Origin of the sequence: Kosakonia sp. H02 (assembly GCA_030704225.1) — a bacterium.
Taxonomy (GTDB): Bacteria; Pseudomonadota; Gammaproteobacteria; order Enterobacterales; family Enterobacteriaceae; genus Kosakonia.
This window is the reverse complement of sequence record CP131915.1, coordinates 1565290-1577901: the sequence shown is the minus strand read 5'-3', so window position 1 is coordinate 1577901 and position 12612 is coordinate 1565290. Positions and strand designations below refer to the sequence as shown.

Annotated in this window: 14 protein-coding genes and 1 pseudogene; 8 read left to right on the top strand and 7 right to left on the bottom strand. The window is 54.6% G+C overall.

All coding sequences use genetic code 11. From position 1 onward, the window contains the following. The first annotated feature begins 14 nt into the window (after window positions 1-14). From Q5705_07550 to Q5705_07540, 3 genes are all read left to right on the top strand, one after another. Window positions 15-695, top strand: coding sequence for a type 1 glutamine amidotransferase domain-containing protein (locus Q5705_07550; GenBank protein ID WLI78380.1), 681 nt, complete (start codon window positions 15-17; stop codon window positions 693-695). A 13-nt stretch (window positions 696-708) separates the two neighbouring features. After that, entirely contained in the window at window positions 709-1185 is a 477-nt protein-coding gene (locus tag Q5705_07545) for a kinase inhibitor (protein ID WLI78379.1), read from the top strand. A gap of 113 nt (window positions 1186-1298) precedes the next feature. Further along, a complete protein-coding gene (locus Q5705_07540; GenBank protein WLI78378.1) occupies window positions 1299-2582 on the top strand; it encodes a putative acyl-CoA thioester hydrolase in 1284 nt (427 codons plus the stop codon). A 62-nt stretch (window positions 2583-2644) separates the two neighbouring features. Here Q5705_07540 and pgl read toward each other — a convergent pair whose 3' ends face one another. Then, window positions 2645-3640 carry a 6-phosphogluconolactonase gene (gene pgl, locus Q5705_07535; protein ID WLI78377.1) on the bottom strand — a complete coding sequence of 332 codons (996 nt, stop codon included), beginning with the start codon at window positions 3638-3640 and terminating at the stop codon, window positions 2645-2647. Window positions 3641-3796: 156 nt separating this feature from the next. Between pgl and Q5705_07530 the strand changes: the two genes are divergently transcribed. After that, window positions 3797-4615 (top strand): pyridoxal phosphatase, encoded by an 819-nt coding sequence (locus tag Q5705_07530; protein WLI78376.1) that lies wholly within the window; start codon window positions 3797-3799, stop codon window positions 4613-4615. 71 nt (window positions 4616-4686) lie between these two features. On the opposite strand, the gene Q5705_07525 is transcribed toward Q5705_07530, so the two are convergent. Continuing rightward, window positions 4687-5010, bottom strand: coding sequence for a hypothetical protein (locus Q5705_07525; GenBank protein WLI78375.1), 324 nt, complete (start codon window positions 5008-5010; stop codon window positions 4687-4689). Window positions 5011-5012: 2 nt separating this feature from the next. Beyond that, complete coding sequence (locus Q5705_07520; GenBank protein WLI78374.1) at window positions 5013-5771, bottom strand: DUF4225 domain-containing protein; 759 nt, start codon at window positions 5769-5771, stop codon at window positions 5013-5015. Between the two features lie 79 nt (window positions 5772-5850). Here Q5705_07520 and Q5705_07515 point away from each other — a divergent pair. Next, a pseudogene (locus tag Q5705_07515) lies at window positions 5851-5976 on the top strand (GNAT family N-acetyltransferase). 17 nt (window positions 5977-5993) lie between these two features. Here the strand turns inward: Q5705_07515 and modC are convergent. The 4 genes from modC to Q5705_07495 form a co-directional block, all read right to left on the bottom strand. Beyond that, a complete protein-coding gene (gene modC, locus Q5705_07510) occupies window positions 5994-7052 on the bottom strand; it encodes a molybdenum ABC transporter ATP-binding protein ModC (GenBank protein WLI78373.1) in 1059 nt (352 codons plus the stop codon). 3 nt (window positions 7053-7055) lie between these two features. After that, window positions 7056-7745 (bottom strand): molybdate ABC transporter permease subunit, encoded by a 690-nt coding sequence (modB, locus tag Q5705_07505; protein WLI78372.1) that lies wholly within the window; start codon window positions 7743-7745, stop codon window positions 7056-7058. Continuing rightward, window positions 7742-8518: a molybdate ABC transporter substrate-binding protein gene (gene modA, locus Q5705_07500; protein WLI78371.1), complete on the bottom strand. Its 777-nt coding sequence runs from the start codon at window positions 8516-8518 to the stop codon at window positions 7742-7744. Before modA ends, modB begins: the two co-directional genes overlap by 4 nt. A 178-nt stretch (window positions 8519-8696) precedes the next feature. Then, window positions 8697-8858 (bottom strand): AcrZ family multidrug efflux pump-associated protein, encoded by a 162-nt coding sequence (locus tag Q5705_07495; protein ID WLI78370.1) that lies wholly within the window; start codon window positions 8856-8858, stop codon window positions 8697-8699. Between the two features lie 163 nt (window positions 8859-9021). Here Q5705_07495 and modE point away from each other — a divergent pair, with 163 nt between their 5' ends. The 3 genes from modE to galE all read left to right on the top strand — a co-directional run bounded on the left by modE (window position 9022) and on the right by galE (window position 12609). Next, the gene (modE, locus tag Q5705_07490) at window positions 9022-9810 is read left to right on the top strand and encodes a molybdenum-dependent transcriptional regulator (protein ID WLI78369.1); all 789 of its coding nucleotides are present in this window, start codon (window positions 9022-9024) and stop codon (window positions 9808-9810) included. Window positions 9811-9877: 67 nt separating this feature from the next. Beyond that, a complete protein-coding gene (gene modF / locus Q5705_07485) occupies window positions 9878-11353 on the top strand; it encodes a molybdate ABC transporter ATP-binding protein ModF (GenBank protein ID WLI78368.1) in 1476 nt (491 codons plus the stop codon). A gap of 239 nt (window positions 11354-11592) precedes the next feature. Beyond that, a complete protein-coding gene (galE, locus tag Q5705_07480) occupies window positions 11593-12609 on the top strand; it encodes a UDP-glucose 4-epimerase GalE (GenBank protein ID WLI78367.1) in 1017 nt (338 codons plus the stop codon). The last annotated feature ends 3 nt before the right edge of the window (window positions 12610-12612 follow it).

The window sequence follows — 12612 nt, the reverse complement described above, 5'->3', positions numbered from 1 at the left end:
GATCCGGAGGAAACATGGCAATTTTAATGGTACTGACCTCGCATGACAGGCTCGGTGATACCGGCAAAAAGACCGGCTTCTGGCTGGAGGAGTTTGCCGCGCCCTGGTATGTCTTTCAGGATGCAGGGCTGGACGTTGTGCTGGCCTCACCGGCAGGCGGGCAGCCGCCGCTCGATCCGAAAAGTGATGAGCCTGATGCGCAAACCCAGGACACCGAACGTTTTCGCAAAGATGAAAAAGCCCAGCAGGCGCTGGCGAATACCCTGGCGCTAAGCAGCATTTCCGCCAGTGATTACGATGCAGTTTTCTACCCCGGCGGCCACGGCCCGCTGTGGGATCTGGCGGAGCACCCTATTTCGATTGCCCTGATTGAAAAATATTGGGCCGAGGGCAAACCGGTGGCGGCGGTGTGCCACGCACCGGGCGTGCTGTGTCATACCCACAAACCGGACGGTTCACCGCTGGTGCAGGGTAAACGGGTGACCGGTTTTACCAATAGCGAAGAAGAAGCGGTCGGCCTGACCAAAGTGGTTCCGTTTTTAGTGGAAGATGCGTTAAAACAAGCGGGTGGGCAATTCGAACGCGCCAATGACTGGGGCGTTCATGTGGTGACCGACGGGCATTTGATTACCGGGCAGAACCCGGCGTCTTCCGCCGAGACCGCACAAGAGTTGCTGAAACTACTGCATCGCTAATCAAGGAGCACAAATGAAGCTGGTCAGTCATGATTTACGCGACGGCGAGAAGTTGCCGCTACGTCATGTGTTCAATGGCATGGGCTATGACGGCGACAATATCTCTCCGCATCTGGCGTGGGACGAGGTGCCCGCCGGGACAAAGAGTTTTGTCGTGACCTGTTATGACCCGGATGCGCCCACCGGCTCCGGCTGGTGGCACTGGATTGTGGCGAATCTTCCCGCAGATACCCGCGTGCTGCCGCAAGGCTCCGGCTCCGGTATCGCCGCGCTGCCGGACGGCACCGTGCAAACGCGCACCGATTTCGGTAAAGCCGGTTACGGCGGCGCTGCACCACCGAAAGGCGAAACCCACCGTTATATCTTCACCGTTCACGCGCTGGATGTGGATCATCTTGATGTCGATGAGAGCGCCAGCGGCGCGATGGTCGGCTTCAATGTGCATTTCCATTCGCTCGCCAGCGCGTCGATCACCGCCCTTTTCAGCTAAAAAACACGGGATTTACAGCCGATTGTGCAAATCGGCTTCCCGTTTCGCTCAACTTAGTATAAAAAAGCAGGCTTTGAGCCATTCATTTCAACTTGCATAGTCTGGAGCACCCCTTGAACACATCATCGGTTTCCCGTCTGGCGCTGGCGCTCGCTTTTGGCGTGACACTGACCGCCTGTAGCTCAACCCCGCCGGCTGAACGTCCGTCTGAACAAGCTGCACCGGGTACCTCCGCGCGCCCCATCCTTAGCGCGGGTGAAGCGAAAAACTTCACGGCAGATCGGTATTTCATCTCCCTGGCCTCTAATAGCGCGCCATGGAAACCTTACGCCATTCGTTTGCCGGAAAAAGCGAATTTCGTCGTTGGGCCAGCGGGTACGCCGGGCGTGACGCATACCACCATTCAGGCGGCGGTTGACGCGGCCATTAATAAACACGCCAGCGAGCGTCAGTACATTGCCGTGATGCCGGGTGAATATGAAGGCACCGTCTATGTTCCGGCGGCGTCGGGCAGCGTGACCATTTACGGCACCGGTGAGAAAGCGGCGGATGTGAAAATCGGCCAGGCGATCGACTCTGAAATCGATCCGGCCAGCTGGCGCCGCCTGGTGAACCCATCGGGCAAATATATGCCGGGTAAACCTGCCTGGTATATGTTCGATAACTGCCAGAGCAAACGCACCCAAACCGTGGGTGTGATGTGTTCAGCGGTGTTCTGGTCACAGAACAATGGCCTGCAACTGCAAAACCTGACCATTCAGAACACGCTGGGCGACAGCGTGGACGCGGGCAACCACCAGGCGGTGGCACTGCGTAGCGATGGCGATAAGGTGCAGATCAACAACGTGAACATTCTGGGCCGCCAGAATACCTTCTTTGTCACCAACAGCGGTGTCGATAACACGCTGCGTAGCGATCGTCAGACCCGTACGCTGGTGACCAACAGCTATCTGGAAGGTGATGTGGATATCGTTGCCGGTCGCGGTGCGGTGGTGTTTGATAACACCGATTTCCGCGTGGTGAACTCCCGTACTCAGCAGGAAGGCTACGTGTTCGCTCCGGCGACGCAGTCTAACCTTTTTTACGGCTTCCTCGCGGTGAACAGCCGCTTTAACGCCGCCGGTGACGGTGTCGCGCAACTGGGCCGTTCGCTGGATATCGACAGCAACACCAATGGCCAGGTTGTGATTCGCGATAGCGTGATTAACGAAGGCTTTAACGTGGCGAAACCGTGGGCCGATGCGACCGTTTCCGGTCGTGCCTATGCGGGCAATACCGGCACGGTGGATGATAAAGGCAACGTGCAGCGCGATCTGAACGATGCGCAGTTCAACCGCTTCTGGGAATTCAACAACCGCGGCGTGGGTAGCCAGGTTGTGGCTGAGCCGAAGAAGTAAGTTAGCCGCAATAACAAAAAACCTCGCAATGCGAGGTTTTTTTATGCCCGGATCAGGCGTAATTAAAACGCGTTTACTACCACCCACATTGGCCCCTGACCGACAGCGTAACGCGCCTTCTCGCTCAGCAGCCCCTGCGCACCGGCAATCTCATACAGCGCAATGTGATGGGATTTCTGCCCGGCGGCAATCAGGTATTTACCGCTGTTATCGATATTAAAGCCGCGCGGCTGGGTTTCCGTAGGCTGGAAACCTTCTACCGCCAGCACGCTGCCATCTTCCGAAATAGAGAAAATGGTCAGGGTGCTCGAGGTGCGGTCGCAGGCATATAAATGACGGCCATCCGGCGTGATATGAATGTCTGCGGCCCAGCGAGTGCCGGTGAAATCTGGCGGCATCATATCCAGCGTCTGCACGCATTCGATCTTGCCGTGCGGATCGCTCAGTTGCCACACATCTACCGTGCTGTTCAGTTCGTTAACGCAGTAGGCAAAACGCTGATTCGGATGGAAGGCCATATGGCGCGGACCGGCCCCTTCAACAGTAGCCACTTCCGCCGGATCCTGCGCGGAAAGACTGCCATCATCGGCGAGGGTAAACAGGCAAATACGATCCTGTTTCAGCGCCGGAACCCACAGCGTGCGGTTGTCCGGGGAGATATTGGCAGAGTGGCAGCCTTCCAGCCCTTCGACCACATCCACAATTTCGCCCGGAATGCCGTCGTCAAGACGAACCACGCTGACGCTACCGGCGTTATAGGAGGCGCTGAAGAGAAAACGCCCGCTGTGATCGGTGGAAATATGGGTCGGGCTGCCCGGCAGTGGCGCTTCGGCAGCGTAAGTCAGCACGCCATCATCCGGCGCAATGCGGTAAGCGATAACGCGAAATTCAGGGCGAACGCCCACGTAGAGGTAACGTTTATCCGGGCTGACAACCATTGGCTGCACCTGGCCGGGAACATCCACCACCTGGGCGAGCGTCAGGGTACCTTCTGGATTCAAACGCCAGACGTGGATCTGCTGGCTTTCTGGGCTGGCGGTATAAACGGTTTGTTTCATGAACACTCCTTTCCTCTAAATCTTCTCTGCGTTAAGTAACCAGGATAGCCGTTTTTGTAGGTTGATGCTTAAATTCGGCGTCAGATTTTGCTCATCCGGTGACCCGGTGTACCATCCCCGGACACTTGAATTTCAACAACGACCACGGAATACGATATGACATCGCGCGTTATTGCACTGGATTTAGACGGTACGCTCCTCACCCCGAAAAAAACGCTTTTGCCCTCGTCCCTGGAAGCACTGGCTCGCGCAAAAGCCGCCGGGCATCAACCCATTATCGTGACCGGTCGGCATCATGTTGCCATTCATCCTTTTTATCAGGCACTGGCGCTGGATACACCTGCAATTTGCTGTAATGGCACTTATTTGTATGATTATCATGCAAAAAAAATGTTATCCGCCGATCCATTGCCGGTTTCGCAAGCCCAGCAACTTATCACGCTGCTGGATGAGCACCAGGTGCACGGCCTGATGTATGTCGATAACGCTATGCTCTACGAAAAACCGACCGGCCATGTGCTGCGCACCAATACCTGGGCGCAGGCATTGCCGCCGGAGCAGCGCCCGGTGTTCCAGCAGGTCGATTCCCTGCGCGCCGCCGCAAAAGAGGTTGACGCCATCTGGAAATTCGCCCTGACCGATGAAGATACGCAAAAGCTGAAAACCTGTGTCCATCACGTCGAACAGTCGCTGGGGCTGGAGTGCGAATGGTCCTGGCACGATCAAGTCGATATTGCCCGCGCCGGCAACAGCAAAGGCAAGCGCCTGCGCGAATGGGTGGAATCTCAGGGGTTATCAATGAAAGATGTTGTCGCCTTTGGTGATAATTACAACGATATCAGCATGCTGGAAGCGGCAGGTGTCGGGGTTGCCATGGGCAATGCCGACGATGCGGTCAAAGCCCATGCCAACGTGGTGATTGGCGATAATACCGTCGATAGCATCGCCAGGTTTATCTATAAAGAACTGCTGTAATCAGGCGGTCACGCTTTTGGTGAGTGCGTACAGCCTGTAAAACAGGGCTGTACGCCGTGCTTTCTTGCCGACTAGCGATACTTATTACGTGGCGTTGCGACAAATGATAAGAGCGCAAAAGCGAAGGCGCCGAAGCGAATCGAGTAAGAATCATCTATATCATAATTAATATGGAGAAAGCCTTTCAGGAATGAGGTGCCATGTATAGCCAAACAAAACTGGATAGCGCCAATCCCAAAGACAAACAGAGTATAAAAAATAAAAAGCAATCGTGAATGCTTTCTGTTTACGTTGACCTTTCCCAGCATTAAACCGAAAACTATAGCCAATGAAAGTAAATAATATAAAACAACTGGCAGCCATGACGGTGAGTTGAAAACAATATCCTGTGCCATTATTACTGCTCGCCTGACAGTTGATACATAGACCAGCCAGTAACACCACTACTAAGCATGTCATTTCCAAGTGCAACTTTGCTCATTTGTTGCCACCCATAAAAATAATCGTTATACATTTCGTCCCACAATTTCCAGGATTTCTCGCGGGGCTCAAATACCTTGCGAAAAGCGCCATAGCCAGCAGTGGAAATATCCACAGCACCATAAATTAAATCACCGGTCTGGTTGCCGAAACCTAATTTATTTGCTGCATAACGGTAAGCATCACGAACCGTGCCTGATGCGTTTTCTCTAAACAGAAGATAATAGCCGTTTTCATAAACGTTATTAACTCCATGCAAAAGCATCGGTACACCGTAGCCAGCACATGCAGCGCCTAAAGACGCAACACATATCCCCGCGCCGCCGAAAACCTGTGAACCCCCACCGACAAAGCCCACCTGATGCAGGCCAATCTGCATCAAATTATCTATTTTTTCTTTTCTTACTATTGCGTATAGCTTTGCCTGTCTGGCGACGAGTTCTACGTCCTGACGACTGAGTTCCTGGATCTCGTGCTGTAGTAACTCAGCTGCACCTTTAAAAGTGAGGCAATTGGCATGTATATCATTAGTGAGATCCCGAACAAACTTTCCTGCTTTAGAGTAAAAATCTGAACGTAAGTACTGTAGATGCCTCGTTGACAGATTATGAGCAAGTTTCAGGAATTCGAAGCTCTTACGCTCAAATTCATCTTTATCCCGGTTGTGTGCATACATGTAGTCATCCCTTTCTTACTGTTAGGTAACGCTGACTAACTATACTGTCATTGCTGACCGATGGCGCACGCATCATCAAATTTTCGTCCGGGCAATTGTGGTACATGCGCTCACGAAGGACGCTAAGCGGTTCTATATGCACCATGGCTTTAAGGCTTCAACCACTCAGGAAAGGACATTATTCCTGGCATTGCCTAAATGTTAATGCCCATTTCCTGTAAATTACGCCGTAATCGACACGCTTTTGATTTGTGCGTACAGCCACTGGCCGGGTTTCACACTTAGCTCATCTCTGGCCCAGGGGCTGATACGCGCCCACACGGTGCGGCTGCCGACTTCAAGCTGCACTTCTACCTGCCCGTCGATATCAAAACACTGCACGACTTTGGCGCGCAGAATATTACGAATACTGGTATTCATCGGCGGCTGTAGTACCAGCGACACATCTGTCGCCTGAATGCGAATACGCAGCGCGCTTTTAATGGGGCGATCGACTTTATTCACCCAGATATGCTGATCGCCCAGCGCGAGCGCCGTCATTTCATAATGCGGATGATGCTCCAGCACTACCACTTTCAGCACGCTGCTCTGCTGCTCCGGCGGCAGCCACGGGTTCATCACCCGGCTTCCCCAGACTTCCTCCAGATTGCCAAAAGCTTTCACCTCGCCCGCTTCCAGCACCATCACTTTATCGGCCAGATGCAGGATCTCATCCAGCGAGTGGCTGACATACAGCATCGGGATATTGATCTCCTGCGCCAGACGTTGCAGGTACGGCAAAAGCTCACGCTTACGGGGAATATCGAGGGACGCCAGCGGCTCGTCCAGCAGCATTAATTCCGGCGCGGTTAATAAGGCGCGGCCAATCGCCACGCGCTGCTTTTCGCCGCCGGACAGGCTGCCGGGCAAACGCTCGAGCAGCGGTTCAATGCCTAACAGCGCCACCAGCTTATCAAACTGCCCGGCCATCGATTTCGCCATGCCATAGCGCAGATTGCCGCGCACGCTGTAGTGCGGGAACAGACGGGCATCCTGGAACACATAACCAACGCGGCGTTTCTCAGGCGGCAGACAAATTTTGCGATCGGTATCGAACAGCACGCGATCGTTAAGCACAATGCGGCCCTCTTGCGGGCGCGTCAGGCCACCGATGGCATTAATCAACGAGGTTTTTCCGGCACCGGACACGCCAAAAATGGCGGTGATCCCGCTGGCGGGCAGTGCTTCGGCAATGCGTAATTGATGCGTGCCCAGCGTCTGGGTGAAATTGAGTTCCAGCATGGCTTATCTCCCTGTCCGTTCGCGGCTAATACGTGCCAGCCACTCTGAAATCAGCAAGGAAATCAGCGCCAGAACAATCGAAATAATACACAGGCGCGCGGCAGCGCTTTCGCCGCCCGGCATCTGGATCAGGGTGTACATCGCCGAAGGAATCGTACGCGTTTCCCCCGGAATATTGGAAACAAAGGTGATGGTCGCGCCGAATTCACCCAGCGATCGGGCAAACGCCAGTACCGTACCGACAATAATCCCCGGCAGGGTCAGCGGTAAGGTGATGGTGAGAAAAACGCGCCAGCGCCCGGCACCTAACGTGCGGGCCGCCTGTTCAAGTTTGGTATCGACGCTTTCCAGCGCCAGGCGGATAGCGCGCACCATCAGCGGAAAAGACATCACCGCGGCGGCTAACACTGCACCGCGCCAGCTAAAGGCGAAGGTGATGCCAAACCAGTCGTACAGCCACTGGCCGATAAAACCGCGTCGGCCCATGGCAATCAGCAATAAGTAACCGACCACCACTGGCGGCAGCACCAGCGGAAGATGCAGCACACTGTCGAGGAGCGCTTTGCCCGGAAAGGTGCAGCGCACCAGTAACCAGGCAAAGAAAATCCCAAAGGGCAAACTGAGTAATACCGCCAGGGAAGAGACTTTAAGGCTGAGCAAAACAGCCTGCCATTCGGGATCCGTCAATATCATTCGTGCGTCGTAAATCCGTAACGTTTAAAAATTTCAGAAGCCTGCTGGCCTTTCAGGTAGTCATAAAACGCGCTTACCGTTGCGTTTTTATGCCCGTCAATAATAGCCAGCGGGTATTCCACTTTTTGGTGTGAATCTTCCGGGAAAGTGCCGACCACTTTCACCCCTTTGCTGGCGACCGCATCGGAGCCGTAGACAATGCCCAACGGCGCTTCGCTGCGTTCAACCAGAGCCAGTGCACCGCGTACATCTTCCGCCGGAGCCAGTTTCGGCGAGAGCGTCTCCCAGGCCCCGAGTTTTTGTAACGCCTCTTTGGCATAAATGCCGGCCGGAACGTGATCCGGGTCGCCAACGGCCAGACGTCCGCCTTTCAGCAGGCTGTTCCAGTCCGTTTTTGCATCAATCTTAATGTTGCCCTGCGCGCTGCTTTTCGGTGCAACCACCACCAGGCTATTGCCGAGCAGGGTTTCGCGGGTCGCCGTGTCGATAGATTTTTTCTCTACCGCATAATCCATCCATTTCTGATCGGCTGAAATAAACAGATCTGCCGGCGCGCCCGCTTCAATCTGGCGAGCCAGCGTCGAAGAGGAAGCGAACGAGGAAACGACCTCGACGTTTTTCTCTTTTTTATAGGCCGCCGCGATATCCTGCATCGCATTGGTCAATGACGCTGCGGCAAAAATGGTGATTTTACCCTCTTGTGCCAGCGCATGCCCGGCAACGGAAAGCGTTAATGTCGCTCCGGCAAAAAGGCGTAGCCATGTACGTGCCATTCTTCACTCCTGTAAGTATCGTTATATAGAAAAAAACATAACGATATTACCAGAGTTGTTCAGCACTCAGGTAATACCCATCAAGAATTAAAACCTATCTAAATATATCGGCCAGAATGCATAAGATCTTGAATGGCAGAAAGAGAAACGCCCACGAATGTGGGCGTTTTGGAAAGGATCAGTGCGACTGGCTGGATTGATCGCGGCGGTTTTCGCGGCGTCCAACGCCGGAAAACACGTTGAACACTTCACCCAGGCCATAAATCAGCCCGAGGATAATAGCCATAACCACGGGAACCATAATCACGGCAAAAACCAGGCTTTTCAACAACTCTAACATGGTCGTCTCCAGAAAGTAGGAATGCGGCATTCTAGCCTGAACGCGATGAAAAACACTCGCCTTTTGTGCGATTGATTTCGCAGCGTTGCTATGGATATCCGCGCCAGGCTAGGCTTGCCAGCGCTTTTCCTTCACAATAGCCTTTTTGCCAGGACATTGCGTAATGCAGGCTGAAATTCTCCTTACTCTCAAACTCCAGCAGCGTCTTTTTGCCGATCCGCGCCGCATCTCGCTGTTAAAACAGATTGCGCAAACCGGTTCTATCAGCCAGGGCGCAAAGAATGCTGGCATCAGCTATAAAAGCGCGTGGGATGCCATCAATGAGATGAATCAGCTCAGCGAACAGACGCTGGTTGACCGCGCTACCGGCGGCAAAGGCGGTGGCGGCGCGGTGGTTACGCGTTATGGTCAGCGCCTGATCCAGCTTTATGACCTGCTCGGTCAGATCCAGCAAAAAGCGTTTGATGTGCTGAGCGATGACGACGCCCTGCCGCTGAACAGCCTGCTGGCAGCCATTTCCCGCTTCTCATTGCAAACCAGCGCCCGCAATCAGTGGTTCGGCACGATTACCGCCCGCGATCATCAGCAGGTGCAGCAGCATGTTGATGTGCTGCTGGCTGATGGCGAAACGCGCCTGAAAGTGGCGATCACCGCGCAAAGCGGCGAACGGCTGGGCCTGGATGAAGGCAAAGAGGTGCTGGTGCTGCTGAAAGCGCCGTGGGTCAATATCACGCAGGATGCGCAGAAAGCAACGCAGGCGGATAACCAGCTCAGCGGGCGTATCAGCCATATTGAGCGCGGCGAACAGCAAAGCGAAGTGCTGATGACGCTGCCGGACGGCCAGGTCTTGTGCGCCACGGTGCCATCGATAGACGCTGATAATTTGCAGGAACAGCAGCAGGTGACGGCATATTTTAATGCCGATCGGGTGATTCTCGCCACGTTGTGCTGATGCCATTGACAAGTTGCGGCATTGTACGTATCCCTGAGCGTCTGTGCTGCAAAAAATGGGATATGTCATGTCATCATTGCAAATTTCGCAAGGCACGTTTCGTCTTAGCGATACCCGCACGCTGCATCTTGAACAGTTAACGCTGCGCGCGGGAGAAACCTGGGCCTTTGTCGGGGCGAACGGAAGTGGAAAATCGGCGCTGGCTCGCGCCCTGGCGGGTGAACTGACGTTGCTTAATGGCGAGCGCCAGTGCCAGTTTACCCGACTGACCCGCCTCTCTTTCGAGCAGTTACAAAAGCTGGTCAGCGAAGAGTGGCAACGCAACAACACCGATATGCTCAGCCCCGGTGAAGACGATACCGGGCGCACTACCGCCGAAATCATTCAGGATGAGGTTAAAAATCCTCAACGTTGCGCAGCGCTCGCGGCGCAGTTTGGCATTACCCATCTGCTGGATCGGCGCTTCAAATACCTCTCTACCGGCGAAACCCGTAAAACTTTGCTCTGCCAGGCGTTGATGTCTGAGCCGGAATTGCTGATTCTGGATGAGCCGTTTGACGGCCTGGATGTTAACTCCCGCCAGCAACTGGCTGAACTTCTGGCACGTTTAAACGCCGAGGGTTACACGCTTGTGCTGGTGCTTAACCGCTTTGATGAGATCCCCGATTTTGTGCAAAACGCTGGCGTACTGGTGGATTGCACCCTGACCGAAACCGGCGAGAAAACCGCACTGTTACAGCAGGCATTGATCGCGCAACTGGCCCACAGTGAGAAACTGGCGGGTATGACGTTGCCAGAGCCGGATGCCGCGCCCGCCCGCGAAACCCTCGACGCCGCCGCTCCGCTGATTGTGCTTAACGATGGCGTGGTCTCCTATAACGACAAGCCGATCATTAACCACCTTTCCTGGACGGTAAACGCAGGCGAGCACTGGCAAATCACCGGGCCAAACGGCGCGGGCAAATCAACGCTGCTGAGCCTGATAACCGGCGATCATCCGCAGGGTTACAGCAACGATCTGACGCTGTTTGGCCGCCGTCGCGGCAGCGGGGAAACTATCTGGGATATCAAAAAACATATCGGCTATGTCAGCAGCAGCCTGCATCTGGATTATCGCGTCAGCACCACGGTGCGTAACGTTATCCTCTCTGGCTACTTCGACTCAATTGGCCTTTACCAGGCCGTGTCAGACAAACAGCACAAGCTGGCGCAGCAGTGGCTGGATATTCTTGGTTTTGACGCCCGTACCGCCGACGCGCCTTTCCACAGCCTTTCATGGGGTCAGCAGCGGCTGGCACTGATTGTGCGCGCACTGGTGAAACACCCGACGCTGCTTATTCTCGACGAGCCGTTGCAGGGTTTAGACCCGCTAAACCGCCAGTTAATCCGCCGCTTTATTGATGTGCTGATCGGTGAAGGTGAAACTCAATTGCTGTTTGTTTCTCACCATGCAAGTGATGCGCCCTCCTGCATCACTCACCGGCTCGAATTTATCCCGCAGGATGAGGGATATCGTTATCAGCTTGGTGCAACTGTCGTGTAACCGGTTTGTTCTGGCGAACATCTGGAATAGAGACTTTTGTCCTGTGCGCTGATTGCCTGACTGGCGTCAATGACTTATAACCTCCCCTGGGCGTAGTCCGGCTTTTGCCGGCCTCGCCTGCGTCGCTGCACGGCAGAGGAGTTAGGTGTAAACGATTCCACTATTTTATCGCAAGTCACACTTTTCCCCTCTCTGTTATGCTAAGGTTAATTCATATCAAACGCTTGATGGAGTCAAATATGCGAGTTCTGGTTACAGGTGGTAGCGGTTACATTGGAAGTCATACCTGCGTCCAACTGCTGCAAAACGGCCATGACGTTATCATCCTCGACAACCTCTGCAACAGTAAGCGCAGCGTGTTGAACCAAATTGAGCGCTTTGGCGGTAAACCGGCGCTGTTTGTGGAAGGCGATATTCGCGACGAAGCACTGCTGGCAGAGATCCTCCACGATCACGCCATCGAAGCCGTTATTCATTTCGCCGGGCTGAAGGCGGTGGGCGAATCCGTCGCTAAGCCGCTGGAGTACTACGACAACAACGTCAACGGTACGCTGCGCCTGATTAACGCCATGCGCGCCGCCAATGTGAAAAACTTCATTTTCAGTTCCTCCGCCACCGTTTACGGCGATCAGCCGAAAATCCCGTATGTTGAAAGCTTCCCGACCGGCACACCGCAAAGCCCGTACGGGAAAAGCAAACTGATGGTGGAACAGATCCTCACCGACCTGCAAAAAGCCCAGCCGGAGTGGAGCATTGCGCTGCTGCGCTATTTCAACCCGGTGGGTGCGCACCCGTCAGGGGATATGGGCGAAGATCCGCAGGGCATCCCGAATAACTTAATGCCGTACATCGCTCAGGTGGCAGTCGGCCGTCGCGATTCCCTGGCGGTGTTCGGCAACGATTATCCAACCCCGGACGGCACCGGTGTGCGCGACTATATTCATGTGATGGATCTGGCCGATGGCCACGTTGCCGCCATGCAGCAACTGGCGGGCAAACCGGGCGTGCATATTTATAACCTCGGTGCCGGTGTCGGCAGCAGCGTGCTGGATGTTATCAATGCGTTCAGCAAAGCCTGCGGCAAACCGGTGGCCTGGCACTACGCGCCGCGCCGCGAAGGCGATCTCCCGGCCTACTGGGCCGATGCCACCAAAGCCGATAAAGAGCTGAACTGGCGCGTAACCCGTACACTTGAAGAAATGGCAGAAGATACCTGGCGCTGGCAGTCACGCCACCCGCAGGGCTATCCAGATTAAAGG

Bases quoted from the DNA above. Each gene is read 5' to 3' on its own strand.
- Q5705_07550 (WLI78380.1), top strand. From the start codon at position 15: ATGGCAATTTTAATGGTACTGACCTCGCATGACAGGCTCGGTGATACC.
- Q5705_07545 (WLI78379.1), top strand. From the start codon at position 709: ATGAAGCTGGTCAGTCATGATTTACGCGACGGCGAGAAGTTGCCGCTA.
- pgl (WLI78377.1), bottom strand. From the start codon at position 3,640: ATGAAACAAACCGTTTATACCGCCAGCCCAGAAAGCCAGCAGATCCAC.
- Q5705_07530 (WLI78376.1), top strand. From the start codon at position 3,797: ATGACATCGCGCGTTATTGCACTGGATTTAGACGGTACGCTCCTCACC.
- Q5705_07525 (WLI78375.1), bottom strand. From the start codon at position 5,010: ATGGCACAGGATATTGTTTTCAACTCACCGTCATGGCTGCCAGTTGTT.
- Q5705_07520 (WLI78374.1), bottom strand. From the start codon at position 5,771: ATGTATGCACACAACCGGGATAAAGATGAATTTGAGCGTAAGAGCTTC.
- modC (WLI78373.1), bottom strand. From the start codon at position 7,052: ATGCTGGAACTCAATTTCACCCAGACGCTGGGCACGCATCAATTACGC.
- modB (WLI78372.1), bottom strand. From the start codon at position 7,745: ATGATATTGACGGATCCCGAATGGCAGGCTGTTTTGCTCAGCCTTAAA.
- modA (WLI78371.1), bottom strand. From the start codon at position 8,518: ATGGCACGTACATGGCTACGCCTTTTTGCCGGAGCGACATTAACGCTT.
- Q5705_07495 (WLI78370.1), bottom strand. From the start codon at position 8,858: ATGTTAGAGTTGTTGAAAAGCCTGGTTTTTGCCGTGATTATGGTTCCC.
- modE (WLI78369.1), top strand. From the start codon at position 9,022: ATGCAGGCTGAAATTCTCCTTACTCTCAAACTCCAGCAGCGTCTTTTT.
- modF (WLI78368.1), top strand. From the start codon at position 9,878: ATGTCATCATTGCAAATTTCGCAAGGCACGTTTCGTCTTAGCGATACC.
- galE (WLI78367.1), top strand. From the start codon at position 11,593: ATGCGAGTTCTGGTTACAGGTGGTAGCGGTTACATTGGAAGTCATACC.